The organism is Kribbella catacumbae DSM 19601 (genome assembly GCF_000372465.1).
In the GTDB taxonomy this organism is placed as follows: domain Bacteria; phylum Actinomycetota; class Actinomycetes; order Propionibacteriales; family Kribbellaceae; genus Kribbella; species Kribbella catacumbae.
Genome location: NZ_AQUZ01000008.1, coordinates 14,430 through 37,248 on the forward strand (window position 1 = coordinate 14,430; position 22,819 = coordinate 37,248).

Genomic DNA, 22,819 nt, shown 5'->3' on the forward strand with positions numbered 1-22,819 from the left:
CAGCGAGCCGAACTCCGGGACATTGATGGGCTGGAGCTCCGCTGGTTAGGCGGTGGCTGGTTCGCGGAGTTCGTGGCCGACGGCGTGCATGTGGTGTAGGCCCTGGGTGTACGAGTCGATGATGGTGGTGGACAGGTACGGGACGCCGATTCGTTGGCAGTACGCGCGGACGGCGCCTTGGGCGTGGCGGAGGTTGGCGCGGGGCATGTTCGGGAAGAGGTGGTGTTCGATCTGGTAGTTCAGGCCGCCCATCATCCAGTCGGTGACCGGGTGACCGTTGACGTTGCGGGAGGTGCGGACCTGCTTTTCCAGGTGGCCCCAGTGGGTGTCGGCGCCGGGCATCTCCATGCCTTTGTGGTTCGGCGCGAACACGCTGCCCAGATGCAGTCCGAACAAGGCGTGATGCAGGATCGCGAACACGATCGCCTTCTGCGGCGACATGATCAGCAGCAGCCCACCGAAGTACAGGGTGAGGTGTGCGGCGATCAGGCTGAGCTCCAGCCACGCTTCGCGAACCGGGCGACCGGCCAGGTAGCGGATGCTGGACACCTTCAGCGCGAGGCCTTCCAAGGTCAGCAGCGGGAAGAAGATGCGGGCCTGGTGGCACCTGAGCCAGCCGTGCAGGCCGGTACGGCCTTCGGCTTGGTCGAGGGTCCAGACGAGTACGCCGGCGGCGACGTCGGGGTCCTTGTCGGTGTGGTTGGGATTGGCGTGGTGACGGTTGTGTTTGTCGTTCCACCAGCCATAGCTCATCCCGAGCAGCAGGTTCGCGTGCAACTGCCCGAGCGCGTCGTGGAGGCGCCGGGAGCGGCCGATCTGCTGGTGACCGGCGTCGTGGCCGAAGAACGCTGCGCGGGTGGTGAACAGTGCGGCCGGGATCGCGAGGAGCAGTACGAGCCAGGAGTTGCCGAGCAGGATCAGGCCGGCTACGACCGCGGCCAGGCACAGCAGGTTCACCGCGATCGAGTCCAGGTAACGGCCGGTACGGCGTTGCAGCAGCCCAGAGTCCTTGATCTCGCGAAGCAGCGGTGTGAAGTCGCTGCCCTTGGACTTGGGACGGGTGGTGGTGGGCCGGTCGAGCAGGGCACTCATGGGTGCCATAAAGGAGAGGTCCTTCGCAATGGGGAGGTCCGGGCGGGAAACACAGACCGTTGAGCGGCGCCGGCCGATGCCGTCGTGCGGCACATCAAGATCCGTCGCCCTACCGAACTCAACGTCAGCGACGGCGGATGTATTCCCGGCGTCGGGCGTGGGCCGGAATAGAGATCGAGGTTAGGGGAACCTGGGTAGTGCAGCGCCGGCCTGAAGGGGACCACATGACTTCTGCAGTACCTGACGATGATCCGCCTCCGGGCGAGTTCCAGCCCGTCGGCGGCAGGCTCGAGCGTGGGCTCATCTGGGTTTTCATCGTCGTGCCGACGGTCGCGCTCCTGCCTGGGATTTTCTTCGCCTGGGGCGGCTGGATCGGCTGGCACGACATCGTTCTTCTGGTGGTGTTCTACGTGATCACCAACACCGGTATCGGCGTCGGCTACCACCGGGGCTTCACCCACGGCGCCTTCAAGAGCAAGCGTGGCCTCAAGGTCGCCCTCGCCGTGGCCGGCAGTATGGCGCTCGAAGGCCCGGTCATCCGGTGGGTGGCCGACCACCGCAAACACCACAAGTTCTCCGACCGCGATGGCGACCCTCACTCGCCCTGGCGCTACGGCACCTCCGCCTGGGCGGTGACCAAGGGGTTCATCTTCGCCCACGTCGGGTGGGTGCTGTGGGGCAAGGATCGCGCCGACCCGAAACGCTACGCTCCGGACCTCCTGAAGGACCGCGACATGGTGTCGATCTCGCGGCTCTTCCGTGCGCTGGTGGCGATCTCCGTGCTCGCCCCCGCGGTCATCGGTGGGCTGTGGGACAGATCGTGGCACGGCGCCGCGACCGGCTTCTTCTGGGGCACGCTGGTCCGGATCGCGCTGATGCACCACGTGACGTTCTCGATCAACTCGATCTGTCATGTCACCGGCAACAAACCCTTCACCGTCCGCGACCGGTCGGGAAACGTCTGGTGGCTGGCCATCCTGAGTCAGGGCGAGTCGTGGCACAACCTCCACCACGCCGACCCCACGTGCGCACGCCATGGTGTGCTCAAGGGACAGGTCGACATCAACGCCTGCTACATCCGGCGCTTCGAACAGCTTGGTTGGGCATACGACGTCAAGTGGCCCGACCCGGAACGCCTTGAGAGAAAGCGCGTGGCAGCCGCTTAGAAGTGGACCGGATCGACCGCATCCTCAAGGCAGGGGTTCTGTTCAGGCGGGGTCGCGGACACCTTCGAGGGCCGACTGGTTGGCGAGGGCACGGGTCAGCGCCGGTGCGTGGCCGCGGCAGGCGACGGCCTGCCGTCCCACAACAGGTCCACCAGCCGATCCGCCGGCACGCTCCGCCCCTGCTCGATGGCAAGGATCGCCAACAGACAACGCTCTCGCCGGCGAAGGATCGCAATCCGGCGACCCCCGACCCAACCTCCAGGGGCCCCAGCAGGCGGACTTCCACGAGGCCAAGCTAAACGCTCCCAGGCTCACCGGGACCGCTGGAGACGAATCTCACCCCTCGTCTCCGCCACCGCCGGTTGTATTAGCGATGGATTGGCTCGGCAGCGACCGGTTGGCTGTCCCGACCGACAGGACGTAGTCGGCCGTTCGGGCGGGCGTTACGCTCACGCGGGCGGCGGCCGGCCGCAGTACAGGCACTACGTCCTGTCGGTAGGAACAACGCGCGTATAGCGTCAGGTGCTGTGTTCAGTGAGCCACGCCGACGCCTGGTTAGTGATGATGTGGGCGAGTTGGTCGGGAGCGTCGTGGGCGATCAGGTGTCCTGCGGTGGGGATCTGGGTGATGGTGAGGGTGGGGATGAGGGCGTGGAAGCGGTGTACTTCGGCGTCGGTGAGGGGGGAGGTCGGCCCACCGCGGACAAGCAGGACTGGTAGGTCGAGTTTCGTAGCTGTTGTCAGTAGTTCGTGACTGTGGTTGAGGATGTCCTCGACGAGGTCGGTGCGGTGGTCTCGGAGGCCGCGGTCGTCGAGCCAGGTGCGAACGCGGGCCGGGTCGGGGTTGGGTACGACGTCGACGAGGATCAGTCCGGCGACAGCTTGGGTTGTGGGTGGGTTGGCGAGGGCGGCGATGGTGGCCAGGCCGCCGAGGGAGGCGCCGACCACGATGACTGGTGGTGGCTCGTTGTGGATCATCGCGGTGACGTCGTCTGCGATCGGTTGGAGCGTGTTTGCTTGTCCTGTGCTGGCGCCGTGGCCGCGTAGGTCGAAGGCCAGCGTTCGTAGCTGGTGCTTGGTTAGGATCGCCGCGATTGGTGTCCACACGCTGCGGTCTTCGCCGCCGGCGTGGAGTAGTAGGACGGTTGGGCCGTTGCCGGTTGCTGTGCCTCGCAGTTGAACGTCGCCTCGGGTGAGGGTGACCTCGGGCATCTCGCCTCCTCTACCTTGAGGTGTCAAGGTAAGCGCGGTTGCCTTGGCGGGTCAAGGTAAGGTCAGGTGTTGTGGCGGCAGAGCGCATTCGGAGAACACCGCAGGAGGCTCGCGCTCTGATTCTCGACGCCGCTGCGGCGTTGCTGGCCGAGGGAGGCGTCGCCGCCGTACAGGTTCGCGCCGTGGCCGCCCGGGTCGGCATGACCGACACTGGCGTGACGCACCACTTTCAGAGCCGCGACAACCTGCTGCGCGAACTGCTGCGACACGGTGGACGTCAGCTGCGAGCCGCCGTACAGGAAGCTTTGAACTCGTGGCTGGAGAAGGGTGCCGACCTCTTTGAGCTTGTTGAGGCACTCGCCGGTCTGTACCGGCAGGGCTATGGCGAGCTGGCGATCGCGCTGCATGCGGCCGGTTGGCGAGAGCACGGCAGCGGGATGCTGAACCCGGTCGTAGAGGCTCTCCATGAGCTCCGGCCGTCCAAGGCGTCTCTCGAGGACACGCGGCTCGCCGTCGCGGCCCTCCACCAAGCGATGGCGACAGAGCCGCTCTATGGCAGCGCCTTCCGCCGCAGCGCGGGCCTCACCGGCGCCGCCGCAAGCGACCCAGCCAATCAGCTGCGCTGGTGGACCCGCCAGCTCCAGCTCGCCCTCGACTTGGAGCCTCGCTGAACCGATCGGGGGAGAAGCGGGTGAGAGCGATCTCGCTCGTACCGTCGGTGGCGAGGTCGACGGCGATGTCGCCGACAGCTGAAGCATGCTTGAAGCCGTGGCCAGAGAATCCGCCGGTGAGCACCAGCGACGGCGCCGATCGCGGCGTACCGATCACGAAGTCACCGTCGGGCGATTTGGAGTTCATACAGGCCACGGCAGCGGCCGCCTTCGGAGTGAGGCCAGGGAGCGCGCGCCGGACGAAGTCCTCCGGCGGATCGGTGTCGGCCGGCCCGATCGGATAGTCATTGGCGGAAGCATGATCGAGCCACGGCTTCGGCGCTGACGGCCCGGCGCCGACCTTCACTCCTCGCCCGTCGACGTCCGGGATGCCCCACCCGTCCAGTCCGTCGCTCTCCCAGACGAAGGTAGGAAAGCGGTCCGGGCCGAAGGCACTTCGATCCTCGCCGGCGAACCACACCGATGCCGACCGCTGCACGCGTAGCGGCAGTTCCGGGAGCAGATCCGTGAACCACGCACCCGTCGCAACGATCGCGCGCCGGGCGGTGAAGCTCTCCGCGCCCACCCAGATCCGCACGCCGTCATCATCGTGATCCAACGCGGTCACCGTGGTCTCGAAACGCAAGTCGGCGCCCGCCACCGAGGCGAGTTCGAGCGCGGCCCGGATGCACCCTTCAGGATCGAGTACGCCGGCCCCCGGCTCCAGTACGCCGATGTCGCCGGCCGCCACCGCGAACTGCGGGTACTGCGCCGCCAACGCGTCCGCGTCGAGCAACTCCACCTCGACCCCACCCGCTGCCGCACACCGCACCGCGTCCCGGACGAGCTCACCATCCTCCGCACCGATGCAGACCCCACCGGTACGCCGGAACAGCGCAGCCCCCGACTCACGTTCCAGCCGGCCCCACAACAGTTCCGCGCGATCGACCAGCGCGCCGTACTCGATCCCCTCGAACAACGTCTTGCGGAAGATCCGCGAGCCGCCGTGTGACGACCCGCGGGCGTGTGCGGGAGTGAATTGCTCGAACCCGATCACCGAGCAGCCGCGCTCGGCGGCACGCCAGGCCGCCGAGGCGCCGACCGCCCCGAGTCCGAGGACAGCGACGTCGTACCTCAAGAAAGCCTCCTCACAGGACCTTCGACAAGAAGGCCTGGGTCCGGGGATTGGCAGGGTTGGCCAGTACTTCGGCAGGCGGGCCCAGCTCGAGGATCACACCCTGATCCAGGAACGCCACCAGATCCGCGACCTCGCGCGCGAAGCCGACCTCATGGGTCACCACGATCATCGTCTGGCCGTCGTCGGCGAGCGCGCGCATCACCTCGAGCACCTCGCCGACGAGTTCGGGATCGAGCGCGCTGGTCGGCTCGTCGAACAGCATCAGCTTCGGGCGCATGGCGAGCGCCCGGGCGATGGCCACTCGTTGCTGCTGGCCACCAGACAGCTGCCGCGGATAGGCGTCGAGCTTGTCGGCGAGTCCGACCCGGGTGAGCAGGCCGACAGCCTGATCGCGCGCCCGGCGCCGGTCCTCGCCGCGGACCAGGACCGGGCCTGCCATCACGTTCTCGGCCGCGGTGTAGTGGGCGAACAGGTTGAAGTCCTGAAAGACCATGCCGACTTCGGCGCGCTGTCTGCTGATCGCGTTCTCGTCGAGCTCGTACAGTTTGTCGCCGGCCTGGCGGTAGCCGATCAGCTCGCCATCGATCCAGATCCGGCCGGACCGGATCCTTTCCAGGTGGTTGATGCAGCGCAGGAAGGTGCTCTTCCCCGACCCCGACGGACCGAGCAGGCAAACCACCTGGCCGGCCGTGACCTCGAGGTCGACACCCTTCAGCACCTCGTTCGCCCCGTAGTTCTTGAACACCCGCTCGGCCCGCAGCAACGTCATGCGTACCTCCCGTACCGCCGCTCGATCCGTCCCTGGACCGCGGTCAGCGCCGACGTCAGCAGCAGATACCAGATGCTCACCACGATCAGCAGCGGGATGGTCTGGAAGGTCCGCGAATAGACGATCTGCGCACTGTAGAGCAGTTCCGGAATGGCCAGCACGCTGACCAGCGAACTGGTCTTGAGCATCGAAATGGTCTGGTTCCCGGTCGGCGGGACGATCACCCGCATCGCCTGCGGCAGCACGATCCGGCGCATCGTCTTGCGCCGGGTCAGCCCGAGCGCGGCCGCTGCCTGCACCTGGCCGGCCGGCACCGAGACGATCCCGGCCCGGACGATCTCGGCCAGGTACGCCGCCTCGTTCAGCGCGAGTCCGAGGAATGCCGCCGTCATCGGTGAGATCAGCGCGTTGGCGTCGAGCGAGGCCCACTCCGGTCCGCCGAACGGGATCCCGAGGCCGATCCGCGGATAGAGCGCGCTCAGGTTGAACCAGAACACCAGCTGGACCAGCAACGGCGTACCGCGGAAGAACCAGATGTAGCTGCCGGCGGCACCGGACAGCAACCGGTTCGGCGAACCGCGCATCACCGCGAGGAGCACGCCCAGCAAGATGCCGGCCAGCATCGACACCGCGGTCAGCGCCAGCGTCAGCAGCAGGCCTCGGATGATGGTCCTGGCCAGCAGCCAGGAGAACACGACATCCCACTCGTACCGGGGATTGGTCAGAAACGATCGGACCAGCATCGCGGCCAGCAGGACGACCAGGGCAGCACCCGCCCATCGCCACGGATGCCGGGCCGGAATCGCCCGGATCTCCAGCTCGCCCCGATCGTCGCTCGCCGAAGAGTCCATCACTGACAGCCTTCGCGCACGGGCTGGTGGTAGTAGGAATGCCCGGCCGGAATGGCAGCGGGATCCGTGAAGATCAAGGACCTTTCGATCGTCCCGTCGGGTCCGACACCCCACGGTTCGCTGATCTTCCGGTACTCCGCCGACAAGGCCGCGCCCTCGACTCCGGTCTTCCAGGTAGTCGAGATCCGCGCGTAGGTACCGGTCTTGATCAAGTGGTCGATCGCGGCCTGCAAAGCGGCGGCCAGCTCCTGGTGTCCCTTGGGTACGGCGATGCCCGCGATGCTGTGCCCGGTCTGGTAGGTGCTGACCACGCACAGGCCGTCCGCGTGCCCGGCGGCGTACTCGACCTGCGGTTTGTCGCCGACCACCACGTCGGCACGGCCGGTGGTGAGGTTCAGGACCACGATGTTCTGGTCCGGGAACTGCAGGATGGTGATCGGCTTCCGGCCCGAGGACTGGCATTTCCTGCTCTGGTCGCTGAGCGCGGCCACCTGGCTGACGCCCTTCTGGACGGCGACCCGGTAGCCGCACAGGTCCGCGAACGAGCCGACCTTGAGCCCGCTGCCCTGCTTGATCAGGAAGCCGCCGCCAGACAGGTAGTACGAGACGAAGTCGACAGTGCTCAGTCGCTCGTGCTCGATGCTGAAGCCGGCCATCCCCGCGTCGTACTTGCCCGCCTGCAACCCCGGGATGATCGAGTCGAAGGAGATGTTCCTCCATTCGACCTTCAGGCCCATCGCGGTGCCGATCGCCGTGCCCAGGTCGATGTCGTAGCCGATCAGGGTCTTGTTGTCCTGATCGAAGTACTCCAGGGGCGGGTACGGCGCGTTCGTCGCGAGGACCAGGGTGCCCTTCTTCTTCAAGGCGTCGGGCACCAGCCGTGCGACCTGCGGCGCCGACGTGGAGGACGTGGGCCTCGGCGGCCCGGCCGTGGTTGAGAGGGGGACTGGATCCGCGCACGCGGCGGTGGTCAGAAGGAGGATCCCGGCGGCAAGTAGGTGGCGCAGAGGGCGGTGGCGAGTACGACTTCCTGGCGCGATCACACCCGCAGTAGACCAAGGACAGCAGCTCATTTCCGCCGCGCTACCGGGCGAACGGAACAGGGATGCGCTTTCCGGTTTGCCGCCTAGATGAACGTTGATGGATTGGCCTGACCACCTGGCAACTTGTTCTAAGCTGTCGTCGTGAACACCTCCGAGAAGGTCTCAGCGGACCCCAGCGAGGACGCGGGCCCGTTCGCTCCCGTGGTCGCGCCGCGGAGTGCGCCCGCTCAGGTCGCGGACCAGGTCGTCGCGGCCATCCGGGAGGGCAGGCTCCGGCCCGACGACCGGCTTCCGGCCGAGCGTGAACTCGCCCGCACCCTCGGGGTCAGCCGCCCGACGCTGCGCGAAGCACTCGCGGGCCTCGAGCTGGCCGGGCTGGTGCGATCCAGGCAAGGCCATGGCACGGTCGTGGTCGCGTCCGCGGCCGTCGTCGCGAACTGGGGTGCCGAGATGACCCCGACCCAGGTGTTCGAGGCCCGGCTGGCGATCGAGCCCGAACTGGCCAGGCTCGCCGCCGAGAAGCGCTATCCCGAGGACATCGCCGTACTCCGGCAGGCCGGCGCCGACCTCGAGGAGGAGTTCGCGCGGACGGGGCACTACCGAAGCGACCTCCCGGTCCACCGCGCCGTCGCCCGGGCCGCCCGCAACCCGGTCCTCGCGACCGCCCTCGAAGAGGCTCTGCGGCACACCGAAACGGCCCGGTGGAAGGAACTGCGCTCGTCCGCCCTGCGCCCCGAGGTCATCCGCGAAGGCCATGTGGACGAAGTACGGCGGGTCGTCCGGCACGTGATCCGGGGCGAGGCCCGGGAGGCTGCCGAGGTGTGGCGAACTCACCTCGTCCACTACCGCGACGAGATGCTCACCGGCCTGCAGATCGATGCCGGCCACGATGCGGAGCCCCTTGAGACCTGACCAGCGGCGTGATGGAGGTGGGATGCAGATGCTGTTTCGCGTGCTAGGTCCGATCGAGGTCGATGGCACCGGCGCCATCAACTACATCGGTGCCCGCAAGCCCCGCAGTTTGCTGGCCTTGCTCCTGCTCCGGGCGAATGCCTGGGTCAGCGTCGCGGAGCTGGTCGACGTGGTCTGGGCCGGCCAGACGCCACCGGCCTCGGCCGAACGCAACATCGGCACGTACATCTGGCAGCTGCGCAAGATGCTGCCGCTGTTCGGGGAGCAGGGGCAGCGCATCGAGAGCCGGTCCGGTGCTTACCGGATCCGGGTGGAGTCCGGCGAGCTCGACACGGATCGGTTCGAGTCTGCGCTGTCAGCCGGTACCGAAGCGCTGGCAGCCGGCGTTCCGGCGGAAGCAGTAGGTCATCTGGAAGGGGCGCAGGGGTTGTGGCGGGGCGCTCCGTTCGAAGGGCTGCTGACCGAGGCGCACCAGCCCGAGGCGGCCCGTCTCGCCGAGTTGCACTGGACGACCCGGGAGCGATTGGCCGACGCGCTGATCGCCACCGCCCGGCTGCCCGACGCCATCGCGTTGTGCACCAGCCTCACGGCCGAGGATCCGCTGCGCGAGAGCGTCTGGGTCCGGCTGGTGGTGGCCTTTCGCGACGCGGGACGCAAGGCCGACGCGCTGGCGGCGTACCAGCGAGCCCGTACTGCGCTCGTCCGCGAGCTGGGCACCGAGCCCGGGCCGGAGCTGCGCGAACTCCAGCAACGCCTCCTGTCAGCCGAAGCACCGACCAGCCCCAGCCCGTCGCCCGAGGCACCCGAGCCACGCAAGCAACCCGAGGCATCCGAGGAAGCCCGGTCATCCGAGGCGCCGGCTGGGTATCTTCGGACCGTTCTCGAGGCGGCCGCGGCGCTCAGCGGGTTTGACCGCAACGCGGCGTTTACGAATCCGCCCGCGGCGCTCGGCTGGTTCACGGCGGAACGGGACAGCATCATCGCCGCGATCGCCGACAGCCTGGCGAAACAGGACGTGGCAAGCGCCTGGCTGTTCACCAGCGCCATGCACGAGTACGTCGAGTCCGGCGGCGAGTTCGACGACTGGCCGCAACTGGTGGCCCGAGTCGCCACGGCTGCCCACGCCGGCAATGACTGGTACGGCGAAATGATCGCGCGCAACATCCTGGGCATCGCCTACACCCGGGCAGACCGGGTCCCCGAGGCCCGCGCCGAGTTCGCCGCGGCCCTGAGCCTCGCTGCCGCCCACGACGACCGTGACGCGGAGGGCACCGTCCTCGTCAACCTCGCCGAACTCGGAGAGTCCGCTGGGCCCGGCATGCCGTCGGTCGCGTCGTGACGACCGGTTCCGGCCTGCCTGTGGCCGGATGTATCGGCGTCAGATCGCTGCTGGACAGCTGAAGGGCAAGGTAGTGGAATGACACGATTCGCCAGCGTGCTTCGTCGACCCGTCGCGTTGTGGACCGTGACGGCGCTCCTGTTGGGCACGTTCATCGGCTTCTCCGCGTTCGGTCGTGGTGCTCCCGCAGTCGCCTTCCAGCAGGCTGGACACTGGGTGTACAACTCGCCCCTCGGCGCGGTGTTCCGCGTGGACGGCGGAGGCAAGAACGTCGACGCCGAGGTATCCGGCGTCCAGGCCGAGCCGGGCAGCCCGGTGTTGCAGGGCAAGAGCAACGGCTACGTGGTCGGGTCGGACCAGGTGGTCGTGTTCGGCAAGTCCGATCTCACCGTCAAGAGCACCATCAGGACCGGGATTCCGGAGCAGCCGCTCGGGATCGAGGCCCCTGGTGGGCCGTACCTGGTGTACCGGCAGCATGGTCAGATCGTGCGGCTCGGCGACTCGCACCAGACCATCGCCGTGGGCAGCACTGTGTCCAGCGCGATCGCGACTCCGGACGGCACGCTGTGGCTGCGCGGGACCGACCACTTCTGCCGGCTCCCGGCCAGTTCGACGGAGCTGGACTGCTCGCTCCGCGCACCGGCCGGCGATGCGGGAGGCCTGCTCAGCATGGCCGGCAAGCCGGCGTTCGTGAATCTCGCGAAGCAAACCCTGACTCCGCTGACTGGTGACGCCGCCGGTCGAGCAGTGGCACTCGCCGTGGACGGCTCGCTGCCGGCCACCTCCGTGGTGGCGCAGTCGGACGTCGGCGGCCGGGTCCCGATCCTGGCCGGCGATCGTTTGCTCCTCGTCACGGCCGGCAAGCCGGCGATCACCGTCGCCCTGAACCCTGGCAAGTACGACGCGCTGGCCGCGACGGGCTCGGCGATCGCAGTACTCGACACCGGCCGCCGCGTACTGCGGACCTTCGATGCCGATGGCAAAGCAGCTCGTACTCACAACCTGGCCGCGGGGAAGAGCAAGGCGACCGCGAAGCCGAGGGCGACCGCGGGTGAGGACGGGCGAATCTACATCGACGACGACGCGGGCGCGGTCGTGACCGTGGTGGACGGCGACGGCAGCGTCAGCGAGGTGAAGACCGACGGCAGCAACCGGCCGACCTCCCCGTCCGCCCAGCCGACGTCGACGACCAAACCGACCCCGAAGCCGACGACCTCGAAGCCAACCCCCGCGACGACACCGGCCCCGACCTCGAAGACGACGTTGCTCCCACCGATCCGAGTGCGGCCGCGGTTGACGGTGGGCCCGAAGCCCGAGCGCACGAGGGAGCCGGAATCGACTCCGAGCACAGAGCCGAAGCCGACCCCGAAGCCCACGCCGCGCCCGACGCCCAAGCCGACGCCGACCCCCAAACCGACACCGCGCCCGACGCCCAAGCCAACGCCACCGCCGACCCCGAAACCGACCCCACCGCGCGTCTCCGCGCCCGGCGCACCCGGGTCGGTCTCCGTCAAACGAGGAGATGGCAAGGGGACGGTGACGTGGGCCGCGGCTCGCAACAACGGGGCAGCGATCACGAAGTACACGGTGCGGTTCCGGCTCGCGCCCGGGTCCTACGTCATCGGTCTCCCGGCGGAAGGGTCGATGGTGGTCGACGGCACCAAGCGCAGCGCCACCTTCACCCAGTTGTTCGACATGGTCAGCTACATCTTCACCGTGTCGGCGACGAACAAGGTCGGCACTGGACCGGCGGTGGACAAGTTGGCGAAGCCTCCGGAACGGCAGCAGGGACAGGCATGGCCGTCAGGTAGTGGCGCGCCAGGCGCAGTACCGCAGGCCAGTGGGCGGCGCGTCCGGCCGAACCGTAAGGACCCGGTGTGGTGAAGCGCGGCGACCTGGACCCACAGCAGGCGTACGAGTTGATCGCCGGGAACATCGAGCGGGTGATCAGAGGCAAGCCGCTTGTCGTCCGGCTGGCGATCGCCACCTTGTTCGCCGGCGGGCACCTGCTGATCGAGGATCTGCCTGGCCTCGGCAAGACCAGCCTGGCCCGCGGCCTCGCGCGCAGCATCGGCGGCCGGTCGAGCCGGATCCAGTTCACCCCCGATCTGCTGCCCGGCGACATCACCGGCGTGGTGGTCTACGACCAGGGCCAGGGCAAGTTCGTCTTCCACCCGGGTGGGATCTTCGCCAACGTCGTGCTCGCCGACGAGGTCAACCGCGGTACGCCGAAGACGCAGTCGGCACTGCTGGAGGTGATGGCCGAGCGGCAGGTCACCGTGGACGCCGAGACCCATCCGGTGCCCACCCCGTTCATGGTCGTGGCTACCCAGAACCCGATCGAGATGGAAGGCACCTACCGGTTGCCCGAGGCGCAGCTGGACCGGTTCCTGATGCGGATCGAGGTCGGCTATCCCGACCACGAGTCGGAGGTCGAGGTGGTGGCACTGGACGGCAGCGGGCTGACCCCGGACGATCTCGAGCAGGTGATCGACCTGGAGACGCTGCGGGAGGTCGTGACCGCGGTCCGGTCGGTCTACGTCAACGAGGCGGTGATGGGGTACGCGGTGAAGCTCGCCGCGGCGACGCGTCTGCACAGCTCGGTGCGGTACGGCGCCAGTCCACGCGGCAGCATCGCCCTGGTCCGGGCCGCGCGCGCCATCGCCGCCACCGAGGGACGGCAGTTCGTCACGCCGGATGATGTGAAGAGCATCGCCCGCCCTGTGCTCGCTCACCGGCTGGTGCTGACCTCGGACGCCGCCTTGGCCCGGCGTACCGCGGACGATGTCATCGGCGACGTGCTGGAGGAGACGCCCGCACCCGGCAACCCGGTACGCCGGGACCGGCAGTGGTCCCTTGGCGCGGTGACATGAAGTGGTTGCCTGTAGCAAGTAAAACTCGGCTCACCCCGCGCGCTTGGGGTGTGCTCGGTACTTCGATCGCGTTGCTCGCGCTGGGACAGGGACTCGGCTACCCGGTGCTGCAAGTGCTGGCGGGCGCCGGTATTGCCGCAGTGGCCATCAGCCTCCTGACACTCCCTCGCCGTCCGCGGGTCTCCGTCGACCGGGTGCTGTACCCCGACCGGGTCGAGTGCGAGCAACCCGCGCTGGCTCGGCTGATGGTCCGCAACGAGTCGGGCCGGCGACAGCCTTCGTTCGTCGCCACCGATTCCGCCGGCACGCACGAGGCGCAGGTGCTGGTCGACTCGTTGGCGCCCGGCGGCGCGGCGACGTACCACTACGAGCTACCCACCTCGCGCCGCGGCCCGCTGCCGGTCGGGCCGTTGACCTTGAGCTCGACCGATGCCCTGGGGCTGGTCTCAAGCCGAGTGACGATCGGCTCGCCGACCACGCTCCTGGTTCACCCCCGCCGGTACGCCGCCGGCCCGGCGACCGGCATCCGGCGCCGGCACCACTTCGAGGGTCCGGTGTCCGCGGGCCCCTTGCGCGGGTCGATCGACCTGCGGCGGCTGCGCGAGTATGTGCCCGGCGACGATTCTCGCTACGTGCACTGGAAGGCCTTGGCGCGGACCGGACAGCTGATGGTTCGTGAGTACGCCGACCCGGATCAGCCGCGCCTGCGCCTGGTACTCGACACTCGTGCGTCCGTGCTGGATCCCGGCCAGTTCGAAGCGGCCGTCTCGGTCGCGGCGTCGATCATGGTCGCGTCCGCCCAGGCCGGCCATCGCCTGCGGCTGAACACGACCAGCGGTACGGACCACGAGGTGGAGTCGATCAGCGATCTGCTCGACGAGCTCGCCGTGCTTCAACAGTCGGCCGAGGACAACCTCGGCTCTTTCCGGCCGGGTAGAGATGGCGGAGCCTTGGTGGTGCTGACTGGCGGTGAAGGTGCCGCCATCCTGGCCCCAGATCTTCAGTCCGCCCACTGGCCGGTGGTCTGCTTCGACCTGGCCGCAGACGAGCAAGCGACCCGAACCGACCAAAGCATCTACCTCATCCAGGCATGCACGGCCCAGGCCGCTATCGATGCCTGGAGCTCTCTGTCCACTGGTGCCGCGGCGTGAAGCGACGGCTCCCGATCATCGGCGTACTGGCCGCCTGCGTGGTGGCCGGGTCGCTGTTCGCCCCGGTCTTCGGTACTACGGCAGTGCTCTGGCCGACGCTGGCTGTCGCGGTCGTCGCGTACTTCGTGGAGGAGGCGATCCTCCGTCGGCCGGGACTCGCGCGATGGCGTGTGCCGCTGACGCTGGCCGGGGGCCTGGTCGCGTTGGCGGCTGTCGTTCCTGGTGTTGCCGGGCGTCCCGTGAGCCTGTGGCACGGCGTGACCACTGGTTGGCGACGGACACTCGAATCGACCTGGCCGGCCCGGCCGGACCCCGAGCTCGTGACCTTCGTTCCGATCCTGGTCCTGATCGCTTGCCTGCTTGGCGCCCGGCTACTGCAAGTCTCCCGCGCGTGGTGCCTGGTCCCAGCGGTAGCGGTCGCCGGGTTCTCGCAGGCGTATGTCACCTTGACCGGCCTCGATGCCTTGCTGGCCGGCCTGGCACTGGCCGGATCCTCCGCCCTGGTGCTGCTTCGATGGCCGGGCGATCGTACGGCGTGGGTCCGGCTGGTTGCCGCGTTGGCTGCGGTGACGGTCGGCGCGACCGTTCTCGGACTCGTACCGCCGACCCGACCCGCGGCGCAGCTACCCAAGCCGAGTCCAGCAGATACGCCGTCTGTACTCCGCAACCCGCTGAACGAGATCGCCGCGCGACTGCGCTCCCCGGACACGGTCGTGTTCACCGTGCGGACGGATGACCCGGTCGAGAGATGGCCGCTGATCGCGCTGGATACCTTCGACGGCGCGACCTGGTCGGTCGAACCCCGGTTCCAGCGACTGGGCCGCGAGCTTCCGCTGGACCCGCGCGTCACCGTGCCGGTCAGCGCGCAGACGGCCGAGGTGTCGCTGGTCGACTGGTCCCTGCCGTGGTTGCCCAGCCAGGCGCGGACCCGGTCGGTCGCGAATGCGCCTGCTCTGCTGGTCGATCCGGCGTCGGGTGCGTTGCTGGCCGACCAGGCACGGCCTTCGCAGTACACGGTGACCTGGGACGATCCGGCGGTCGAGCCCGAGCAGCTCTCGGCCGCGGGGGTGGAACCGGATCTGCTCGATCTGAACCTGGGACAGGTGCCAGACGGTATCGACCAGTTGGCCGGTCAGATCGGTGGCGGTCTGCGGCCGTCGTTCCAGATGGCTCTCGTGCTCGAGGAGTACCTGCGCACGCACTACAAGGTCGCGACCGGTGACGATCTGCCGACCGGTCACGGCTATGCCCAGCTGAACCATTTCCTGGTGCGCAGCAAGCGTGGCACCTCGGAACAGTTCGCGGCGGCGTACGTCGTACTGGCTCGTCAGCTGGGCCTTCCCGCCCGGCTTGTCGTTGGGTTCCGTCAGCCGCAGGGATCGGTCGTCCGGAACGCCGACATCCTCGCCTGGCCCGAGGTCGCCGTCGAAGGTGTTGGCTGGGTGCCGCTCGATCCGACCGGGACGGCCGAGTCCACGGCGGGCGGCCGTGGACTCGCGAGTGCGGCCGAGAAGGTGCGCCGATCGTTGCCTCCGACAACGGAAATCGAGCGGGAGCATCAGTCCGAACCGGCCGCGCCGTCGGCGCAACCGGACGGACCGCGGCGGCAGTGGCCTTGGCAGGTTGTTCTCCTGGTCGCGGGCGGAGGAGTTGTGGCGGCGCTGTTGGCGTGGCTGGTCGGAGTACCGGCTGTCAAAGCCATCCGCCGGCGCAGACGGCGACGCCAGGGAACGGTCGGCGCGTGGGCCGAGGCTCGGGATCTCCTGCGCGATAACGGGATGCAGGTGACGGCAGCAGCGACTGCTCGCGACCTGGCCCGCGTTGCCGATGGACCTGTGGGGCAAGCGATGACGCTGCTGGCCGGATGCCTGGATCGGGCGCTGTGGTCGGGCCAGGACTCCGACCCGGACCGGGAGTTCGCGTGGTCCGCAGTACGCAAGGCACGCCGTGGCCTGATCCAGGGGCGACTGTCCCGCCGGATCAGGATGACGCTCAGTACCCGCAGCCTGGTTGGGTGACGGTCAGGCGTCGCATTGTGCGTCGCGGACGGGCTGGGGCTTGGTCTCTGTCGTGCTGATGCCGTCGGTTGCCTGGATGGCGAAGCAGTACTGCACTCCCGGTACCACGGCCACCCGGTGCTTCGTCCGCTTGTACACGAGCTTCGGGACGGCCGGCTTGCCGACCTGTGCGATCACCACGACGTAGTTCAGGCCGGGATCGCCCGTCCAGCTGAGATCGACGTAGGTGCTGTGGTCGGCGGGTGGATTGAGCCGCACTGAAAGCGCCGGCGTCGGACTGAGCGACGACTGTGCTGTGGGGGATGCCTTGAGTGAGTCCTGGCGGTTGGCGATCGCCAGCGCTGTGATCAAGGCGGCAGCGACGGCCACACTGGCCGACACGAACAACCAGGTTCGCCGCCGCGGTGGGCGCGGTTCGACTGCTGGATCCGGTGCAGGCGGTGTCCTGCTGGGAGGCGGCGCGGCAGCTGGCGTGCTTGTCCGTGGGACCGGTTGAGCCTTCGCCGGTTGTGCCGCAGCGCTGGGTCGCGGCTGGGCGGCGTCGGGCGCCGGCACGGCGGGCGGCCAGGATCGCAACCGGCTGCGGGACATCAGAGCAGGCCGGGGGCGCTGGAGCGTGGTCGCGGTGGCGGGTGGTGGCGGCTGGCTCGCCTCGGCGCTGGGCGGACTAGACATCGCGACTACTGGGCGAACAACCGGTCGGGAGGCGGCCGCTGCGGTCAACTCGGTCTGCTGGGCCGCCAGCAACGCGGCGACCGTCTCGGCATCCTGCGGACGGTTCGCTGGATCCTTCTCCAGCAGTTGGCCGACTACGTCGGCGAACTGATCCGGCAATTCGTCAAGCCGCGCAGGCGGTTCGTGCAGCACCCGCAGGATGTGCTCACCTGCCGTCTCGCCCATCCTGGCCGCTAGCGGCGGTCGCCCGGTGAGCGCGGCATGCAGGACAGCGCCGAGCGCATACAGGTCGGACAGCGTTGTGGTGGTGCCGTCCCGCAGGCTTTCAGGTGCAAGGTACAGCTGGCTGGGGGAGTTGAGTGAGGCGTGGCCGGTGTGCTGACCCAGGCCCAGGATGAGGCCGGACAACATCGGCCGGCCGTCCGGTGCGAGGACAACCGCCCCCGGTGTGAGGCTGCCGTGGATCAGGCCGGCGGAGTGGATCGCCGCAAGACCCTCTGCGAGGTAGCGGCCGAGGACCGCCAGATCAGCAGGCGATAGCCGGCGGATCCGGAGCTGCTCGGCCAGAGTGCCGGCGTCAGGTGCGCTGACTAGGTACGGGAGCCCATCGGACAGGCCGGCATCGAGTACGGGGGCGACCTGTGGGTGACTGATCTTGCCGAGCGCTTCGGCCTGCTTGGTGAAGGCCGTGGCCGTAGTGGAGTCGACCCGCGCCGGGTAGACCAACGCGGTGGCATCGGTCCCTCGGCGCTGGCACCGGTAGACCCTGGGGACGCCTGAGCGGACCAGAACCAGGTCCGTACAGCCCGGAAGATCCGGAAGCAGATCGGGTCCTGCCATGTCAGTCACGACTCCTATCCTCGCTTGCCCGCACTGATACTGCATACCTGCCGTGACGGGTGCGGCCACCCGCTGGCCACATGCTGCAAGGAGCGGCCGAACGCCTGGGATCCCTGCCACGGTGATGACTGTGACCATCTTGATCTTCCCGATCGGCCATTGCCTCGGAACGCACTACTCCGGCGGCGATCCGGACGACCACGTCCAGCAGGTCCGGCTCGGGGGCGAGATCGTCGAGCTGACCGACCACGAGTTCGCCGTCTGGTCGCTCGCTCACGGTCTGGTCGACGAACCGGAGGTAGTTCCCGGTCCCTGGGACCGCGCTTGCGTCGAGGATGCCTTCGCGGACAGCGGGGTCAGCAATGCGGCCGAACTCGTCGACCAGTTGCTGACCCGGAGCCTGCTCGCGGAGGTCGACGTGGACAGCCCTGCCGCTGCTGACTTCGCCCGGCAGCACCGGCTGCTCCCGCTGCACCTCGGCCTGGGCAACTCGGCGAAGTACAGCACGATGTTCGCCGCCGGTACGACGGAGCAGCCGCTCGTCGGGATGACCAAGACTCTGTACGACATGTGGTTGTGGGCTCATCTCGCGCCGAACCTGCTGGCCGCTTGTGAGGAACGGGCGACGTCGGACAGCCCAGACGCGCTAGGCCTGCTCACCGCGGCGCTGACGACCATGCACTCGCTGCTTGCACCGAGTGCGGCCTGCCTGGACCTCGCAGTACCGGAGTACCAGCCGTGACGGCCATTGCAGTCTTCCCGGTCGGTCATGGAGCCGGACCGTTCGTGCCTGCCGAGGGAGAGGCGCCTACTCATCACTTGGTGCGTGTGGGCCGCACCCTGGAGCAGCTGACGGAGGCCGAGTTCGCTACCTGGGTGCTCGCCCACTACCCGGCCGAGCCGGACGGCCGGGCGTGGACTGTGGCCGATCTGGTGGCTGCAGGCCCTGGCCTGGGCCTGCCGGACATCGAGCAGCACGTGCCTGCGCTCCTGAGTCGCGGGATCCTGGTGGAGGTCACAGACTCGGCCTCGTTCGCCCATCAGTACCGGATGGCGTCGCTCTTCCTCGGGCTCGGCAATCGCCCCGACGACCTGGACCAGTTCGCCATCGGCGTACCCGGCCTGGAACCGCTGGCCATCGTGAGCTCGGCGGCGTTCGAGCTGTGGCAGTGGGGTTGGGTCGCTCCCTCGCTGTGGGCTCATTGCGAAGTACTGGCGACCATCGGCGAACAGGAAGCCAATGCGGCCAGCACGCCCGAGGCCCAGCTCGGACCCGGTCGAACACTCTCCGGGCATCGCGCGCGTTGCCGAAGTTGACGGCACCCGAGACCTCCGCGAAGTGCCGGACCAGCACCGGATGGGCCTGGGCATCGAGGTCGTACTCGTGCGCGGTGATCATCCGGTCGACGATCAGCGTCAGCTCGTCGGGCGAGTAGTTCTCGAACTCGATGGTCTTCGAGAAGCGCGATGCCAGGCCGGGGTTGGCCGCCAGGAAGTCCAGCATCTCGTCGCTGTAGCCGGCCACGATCACGGCCACCTCGTCTCGATGGTCCTCCATCAGCTTCACCAGGGTGTCGATCGCCTCCTGGCCGAAACTGTCGCTCTCGGCCCCGGCCCGCGACAGGGCGTAGGCCTCGTCGATGAACAGCACGCCGCCTTTGGCGCCCTGGAACAGCAAGGTCGTCTTCTCCGCCGTGTGTCCGAGGTACTGCCCGACCAGATCACGTCGCGAGACCTCGTTGAACTGTCCCTTCGGCAGTACGCCGAGCGCTGCGAGCAGCTTGCCGTAGATGCGCGCCACCGTGGTCTTGCCGGTACCAGGCGCTCCGGCGAAGACCAGATGGTGACTGAGACTGCCGACGGACAGCCCTGCCTTCCGGCGCCACTCGTTGACCTGGATCTCGTCGATCAGGCTGCGTACTTCGTCCTTCACGCTCGCCAGACCGACCATCGCATCCAGCTCGGCGAGCAGCGACTCGACGTCTGTTCCAGCTGGTTCGTCCGCGACGGGACGGGACTCCACACTTGCCGCCGCGGTCACCTTCACGAGCTCCGGCTCAGCCAGGTCGAGGGCCGGCTCGGCAGTGTTCTCCCAGCGGCACGACACGATCTCGCCCCGGCACCGGCGCCCGAAGGACACCGCTGGTCCACGGGTGTCGCGGACCAGGCAGTGCCGCAGTACTGCGGTCGAGTCGTGGGCGATGAGGATGCCTGTCTCAGAGGTGCCCGACACCTCGCAGTCCTCGACTGTCGGCCGACCGTACTGGTACGCGTAGACACCGCGCCGGCCGCAACCGGTCAGCTGGCTGGAGCGAATCGTCACGGTGGCTCCCAGGCGCACGATGACGCCGTCCCCGGCCACGTCGGAGATCTTGGTGTGCTCGATCAGCGCCGTGCAGTCCTCCAGCACCAGGCCGTGCTCGCCACCGTCCACGGTGCAGTGCGATACCGAGACCTCGGCCGGTCCGGTGACGAGCACGGCCGGACCAAAGCCTGCGGACAGCGTGCAACGCTCGGCCTGCAACGTTCCTCCGTCGACCTGTACCGCCGCCGCGTCCCCGGCCCGGACGGTGATGTCGCGCAGCGTCAGTCGCCCGCCTTTGGTCCGCAGTACCGGCGACTGGGTCGTGGTCGCGTCGATCACCACGCCACCGGCCGAACCGTCGGCCCGCAGAGTCACCGAGCGATCGGCGACATCGATCGTCTCCCGATAGACCCCGGCCACGATCGAGATGACGGCATCGTCGGGTGCGTCCAGTACCGCGGCGCCGATGGTCGAGTACGCGCCCGGCCGGTCGGCGGCGACCAACAGTTTCCTGGTCACCGCGACCCGACCCAGCCGCGCTCAGCGGCCTTGGCGCCGGCCTGGAACCTGCTGCGGGCGCCCATTCGCGCCATCATCTCCGACACCATCCGGCGGACGGTGCGCACGGACACACCGAGTTGAGCAGCCGCCGAAGCGTCGGTGCCGCCGTCGCTGAGCAACGACAGCACCTCGCGCTCGCGCACGGTCAGTCCCGAGGTCTCGCTGAGGCCGGTCGGCTGCCGGAGCGGCGTGGCGGTGTGCCAGATCCGCTCGAACAGCTCCGACACCGCGCTCACGGCCGCGGCCACCCGCAGAGTGCTGACCGCGCCGCGTCCGCTGCGGTCGGCCGGTAGCGCGACGGTGGAGGCGTCAACCACCAGGGCGCAGAGCGGGACGCTGGACGCAGTACGGACGTAGGCCCCGTTGCGGGTCAGCTGCAGTAGTCGCCGGGACAGTGCCGGGTCGGTGCGGGCTGCGTCGGGCACCAGGATGCGGTACCGGACCGGTGCGACCAGTTGGCCAGTACCTAGCTCCCGTAGTCCCGCGATCGGGTCGGGGACCGCTGTCGTGGCCGGGCTGCTCACCAGGACCTCACCGGCGGCGGATCTGAGCAGGGCCTCGATCATGCGTTGCGCGGCGGCTGGACTGGTCGCCCAGTCCGGCGAGCCGTAGAAGTCGCCGGCTGGTGCTGGGTTGCGACGGGCGAACTCGCCGGCGATCTCCGCGGCGGCCACCCGGCTGCGCTCCAGGTCGCGAGTGGTCCGGGCCAGGTCGGCCTCGCGTTCGGCGAGCAGTGCAGTGAGGCTGAGCCGAGGGTTCAACGGCCGGATCACCTCGGGAAGTCCAGCGCGGGACAACAGGCCCAGCTCGGCCAGCTGCCTGGTCACCCGCTGGGTACCGGACCGGTCCAGGCCGAGGCGCTCGCCGAACTCGGCGGCGGTCCAGGACGGGCGTTCCAGCACGACCAGGTACATCCGCTCGGCAGCAGCATCCACGCCGAGGTGGGCCAGCTTGCGGCCGACGGAGCGCGGGCCGGTGACGTTCGAGGCCGTTCCCACCACATGCGGGTAGACGACGTCCGGGGACAGCGCGTCTTCGACGAGTTCGGTCTGGCTCATGGAATCACCTCACTGGTTCGGTTGCGCAGTGTTTACGAGCACTCTGACCGAGTCGCTTCCAGCGGAGGTCTTGTCGTCCTCAACGCTTGATCCAGGCGTGATCCAGCCTGATACAGCGCGGAACTGGATCCGCGCTGTATCAGGCTCAGGGCAGGGCGGCAGTGAACGCGAACCGCTGCCGCCCTGTGAGGGGCGCGCCGCCGGGCGGGGGAGGGGCGCCGGCGGGCGCCAGTACGAGGGCATCGTCGCGGTCACTGGAAAGGGTGACAGTGACCGCCACGGGCAGGGCCCGGGCGAGGTCTGGAGGCACGCTGTACATCCGGTAGTCGCCAGTCCCCAGCCGTAGCCCGTTCCACTCCTCGTGGGCTTGTTGCGGCGTCAGCTCGGCCAGTACGTCGGTGAGCTGGTCGGGGCGCAGCGCTGCCGCCGCTATCCGCTGGCGGTGCAACCGCTTGACCAGACGCCGGGCCGCGTTCGCCAGTAGCAGCTCCAGCTCGGTGTCGCGGTGACAGCCGGCACTCCGCGAGGCCGTCAACGCGATCCAGCACCGGCCGCGTTGCACCAGCAGCTTGGCCTTCAGGTCGGTGTGCTGCTCGAGCAAGGCCGACGGGTGGGGCAGTTGATCCGGATTCGCCTGGACCTCCAGCAGCACCGTGATGCCGGTCGCCCGGACGACGGTCGCCGCGGTGAGGTCGCCGATCTCGAGTGTGCCGCAGGTGGCCGCGCGTGGTTCGAACCGGCGGTCGCGGATGACGTAGCCGAGACGCAGTGCTGCCCACTGGAAGGTCCACAGGTCGCGGTACCAGCTCGCGGTCACCAGGACCAGCGCCAGTCCAGCGACGGCCGCTGCCGCTGTCATCCACCAGGCACGGCCGACCGATGCGGCGACAAGTCCCGCGGCGAGCTGCCAGCACACCACCTGGCCGGGATGAAGCCGGGGACGCCTAAGCCCAGGATGCTGCACTGCGGGAGGAGCAGGACTGGCGATGGCAGCCGAGCGCAGTGTCAGCGGGGACGTTGCAGGGGCGGGCACAGCGGGCATCGGGCGAACCGCCAAGCCGGCCGCTACGCCGGCAGACATAGTGGCTGCCGCACCCGCCGATGTGGTGGTCGGCATGCTTTGCGGGACCGCTCGGCGTGGTGCGATCGTCGCCGTCACCTCGGCCG

At 68.7% G+C, this 22,819-nt stretch carries 19 protein-coding genes; 9 read left to right on the forward strand and 10 right to left on the reverse strand.

Annotation, left to right across the window (positions count from 1 at the left end; translation table 11 throughout):
* Window positions 1-45: 45 nt before the first annotated feature.
* Window positions 46-1,092, reverse strand: a complete 1,047-nt coding sequence (locus A3ES_RS0110845) for a fatty acid desaturase family protein (RefSeq protein ID WP_020386829.1) — start codon at window positions 1,090-1,092, stop codon at window positions 46-48.
* A 224-nt stretch (window positions 1,093-1,316) separates the two neighbouring features.
* On the opposite strand from A3ES_RS0110845, the gene A3ES_RS0110850 reads away from it, so the two are divergent.
* On the forward strand, window positions 1,317-2,258 hold the full coding sequence (locus tag A3ES_RS0110850; RefSeq protein WP_020386830.1) for an acyl-CoA desaturase: 942 nt from the start codon (window positions 1,317-1,319) through the stop codon (window positions 2,256-2,258).
* 518 nt (window positions 2,259-2,776) lie between these two features.
* Here the strand turns inward: A3ES_RS0110850 and A3ES_RS0110855 are convergent.
* Entirely contained in the window at window positions 2,777-3,469 is a 693-nt protein-coding gene (locus tag A3ES_RS0110855; protein WP_020386831.1) for an alpha/beta fold hydrolase, read from the reverse strand.
* Between the two features lie 71 nt (window positions 3,470-3,540).
* Here A3ES_RS0110855 and A3ES_RS0110860 point away from each other — a divergent pair, with 71 nt between their 5' ends.
* On the forward strand, window positions 3,541-4,140 hold the full coding sequence (locus A3ES_RS0110860) for a TetR family transcriptional regulator (RefSeq protein WP_202806481.1): 600 nt from the start codon (window positions 3,541-3,543) through the stop codon (window positions 4,138-4,140).
* On the opposite strand, the gene solA is transcribed toward A3ES_RS0110860, so the two are convergent.
* From solA to A3ES_RS0110880, 4 genes are read right to left on the reverse strand one after another with little or no spacing between them, the layout of a single operon-like run.
* Window positions 4,052-5,257 (reverse strand): N-methyl-L-tryptophan oxidase, encoded by a 1,206-nt coding sequence (gene solA / locus A3ES_RS0110865; protein ID WP_020386833.1) that lies wholly within the window; start codon window positions 5,255-5,257, stop codon window positions 4,052-4,054. The two genes, A3ES_RS0110860 and solA, sit on opposite strands and share 89 nt — an antisense overlap.
* Before the next feature lie 10 nt (window positions 5,258-5,267).
* Window positions 5,268-6,026 carry an amino acid ABC transporter ATP-binding protein gene (locus tag A3ES_RS0110870; RefSeq protein WP_020386834.1) on the reverse strand — a complete coding sequence of 253 codons (759 nt, stop codon included), beginning with the start codon at window positions 6,024-6,026 and terminating at the stop codon, window positions 5,268-5,270.
* Window positions 6,023-6,877, reverse strand: coding sequence for an amino acid ABC transporter permease (locus A3ES_RS0110875; protein ID WP_020386835.1), 855 nt, complete (start codon window positions 6,875-6,877; stop codon window positions 6,023-6,025). Before A3ES_RS0110875 ends, A3ES_RS0110870 begins: the two co-directional genes overlap by 4 nt.
* Window positions 6,877-7,752 (reverse strand): ABC transporter substrate-binding protein, encoded by an 876-nt coding sequence (locus A3ES_RS0110880; RefSeq protein WP_020386836.1) that lies wholly within the window; start codon window positions 7,750-7,752, stop codon window positions 6,877-6,879. The genes A3ES_RS0110875 and A3ES_RS0110880 overlap by 1 nt, the downstream gene beginning before the upstream one ends.
* A gap of 309 nt (window positions 7,753-8,061) precedes the next feature.
* Between A3ES_RS0110880 and A3ES_RS51180 the strand changes: the two genes are divergently transcribed.
* The 6 genes from A3ES_RS51180 to A3ES_RS0110910 all read left to right on the forward strand — a co-directional run bounded on the left by A3ES_RS51180 (window position 8,062) and on the right by A3ES_RS0110910 (window position 16,213).
* Window positions 8,062-8,832, forward strand: coding sequence for a FadR/GntR family transcriptional regulator (locus A3ES_RS51180; RefSeq protein ID WP_020386837.1), 771 nt, complete (start codon window positions 8,062-8,064; stop codon window positions 8,830-8,832).
* Window positions 8,833-8,860: 28 nt separating this feature from the next.
* The gene (locus A3ES_RS51185; protein WP_169501764.1) at window positions 8,861-10,171 is read left to right on the forward strand and encodes an AfsR/SARP family transcriptional regulator; all 1,311 of its coding nucleotides are present in this window, start codon (window positions 8,861-8,863) and stop codon (window positions 10,169-10,171) included.
* A 78-nt stretch (window positions 10,172-10,249) separates the two neighbouring features.
* Window positions 10,250-12,055, forward strand: a complete 1,806-nt coding sequence (locus A3ES_RS53940) for a fibronectin type III domain-containing protein (RefSeq protein ID WP_020386839.1) — start codon at window positions 10,250-10,252, stop codon at window positions 12,053-12,055.
* Complete coding sequence (locus A3ES_RS0110900; RefSeq protein WP_020386840.1) at window positions 12,049-13,044, forward strand: AAA family ATPase; 996 nt, start codon at window positions 12,049-12,051, stop codon at window positions 13,042-13,044. The genes A3ES_RS53940 and A3ES_RS0110900 overlap by 7 nt, the downstream gene beginning before the upstream one ends.
* Window positions 13,041-14,195, forward strand: coding sequence for a DUF58 domain-containing protein (locus tag A3ES_RS46870; protein ID WP_085955555.1), 1,155 nt, complete (start codon window positions 13,041-13,043; stop codon window positions 14,193-14,195). The genes A3ES_RS0110900 and A3ES_RS46870 overlap by 4 nt, the downstream gene beginning before the upstream one ends.
* Window positions 14,192-16,213: a transglutaminase TgpA family protein gene (locus tag A3ES_RS0110910; RefSeq protein ID WP_020386842.1), complete on the forward strand. Its 2,022-nt coding sequence runs from the start codon at window positions 14,192-14,194 to the stop codon at window positions 16,211-16,213. The genes A3ES_RS46870 and A3ES_RS0110910 overlap by 4 nt, the downstream gene beginning before the upstream one ends.
* 3 nt (window positions 16,214-16,216) lie before the next feature.
* Here A3ES_RS0110910 and A3ES_RS0110915 read toward each other — a convergent pair whose 3' ends face one another.
* Entirely contained in the window at window positions 16,217-17,728 is a 1,512-nt protein-coding gene (locus A3ES_RS0110915; RefSeq protein WP_026162752.1) for a serine/threonine protein kinase, read from the reverse strand.
* 130 nt (window positions 17,729-17,858) lie between these two features.
* On the opposite strand from A3ES_RS0110915, the gene A3ES_RS0110920 reads away from it, so the two are divergent.
* A complete protein-coding gene (locus A3ES_RS0110920) occupies window positions 17,859-18,470 on the forward strand; it encodes a hypothetical protein (protein ID WP_157630450.1) in 612 nt (203 codons plus the stop codon).
* Between the two features lie 273 nt (window positions 18,471-18,743).
* Here the strand turns inward: A3ES_RS0110920 and A3ES_RS0110925 are convergent, their stop codons facing one another.
* The 3 genes from A3ES_RS0110925 to A3ES_RS0110935 all read right to left on the reverse strand — a co-directional run bounded on the left by A3ES_RS0110925 (window position 18,744) and on the right by A3ES_RS0110935 (window position 22,571).
* Entirely contained in the window at window positions 18,744-20,552 is a 1,809-nt protein-coding gene (locus A3ES_RS0110925) for a right-handed parallel beta-helix repeat-containing protein (protein WP_020386845.1), read from the reverse strand.
* Window positions 20,549-21,652 (reverse strand): helix-turn-helix transcriptional regulator, encoded by a 1,104-nt coding sequence (locus A3ES_RS52120; RefSeq protein WP_020386846.1) that lies wholly within the window; start codon window positions 21,650-21,652, stop codon window positions 20,549-20,551. Before A3ES_RS52120 ends, A3ES_RS0110925 begins: the two co-directional genes overlap by 4 nt.
* 145 nt (window positions 21,653-21,797) lie before the next feature.
* Complete coding sequence (locus A3ES_RS0110935) at window positions 21,798-22,571, reverse strand: type VII secretion protein EccE (protein WP_157630451.1); 774 nt, start codon at window positions 22,569-22,571, stop codon at window positions 21,798-21,800.
* Window positions 22,572-22,819: the final 248 nt, after the last annotated feature.

Coding starts and splice junctions, on each gene's coding strand:
- A3ES_RS52120 (WP_020386846.1), bottom strand. CDS start 21,652: ATGAGCCAGACCGAACTCGTCGAAGACGCGCTGTCCCCGGACGTCGTC.
- A3ES_RS0110845 (WP_020386829.1), bottom strand. CDS start 1,092: ATGAGTGCCCTGCTCGACCGGCCCACCACCACCCGTCCCAAGTCCAAG.
- A3ES_RS0110855 (WP_020386831.1), bottom strand. CDS start 3,469: ATGCCCGAGGTCACCCTCACCCGAGGCGACGTTCAACTGCGAGGCACA.
- A3ES_RS0110875 (WP_020386835.1), bottom strand. CDS start 6,877: ATGGACTCTTCGGCGAGCGACGATCGGGGCGAGCTGGAGATCCGGGCG.
- A3ES_RS0110915 (WP_026162752.1), bottom strand. CDS start 17,728: ATGGCAGGACCCGATCTGCTTCCGGATCTTCCGGGCTGTACGGACCTG.
- A3ES_RS0110850 (WP_020386830.1), top strand. CDS start 1,317: ATGACTTCTGCAGTACCTGACGATGATCCGCCTCCGGGCGAGTTCCAG.
- A3ES_RS0110870 (WP_020386834.1), bottom strand. CDS start 6,026: ATGACGTTGCTGCGGGCCGAGCGGGTGTTCAAGAACTACGGGGCGAAC.
- A3ES_RS46870 (WP_085955555.1), top strand. CDS start 13,041: ATGAAGTGGTTGCCTGTAGCAAGTAAAACTCGGCTCACCCCGCGCGCT.
- A3ES_RS51185 (WP_169501764.1), top strand. CDS start 8,861: ATGCTGTTTCGCGTGCTAGGTCCGATCGAGGTCGATGGCACCGGCGCC.
- A3ES_RS53940 (WP_020386839.1), top strand. CDS start 10,250: ATGACACGATTCGCCAGCGTGCTTCGTCGACCCGTCGCGTTGTGGACC.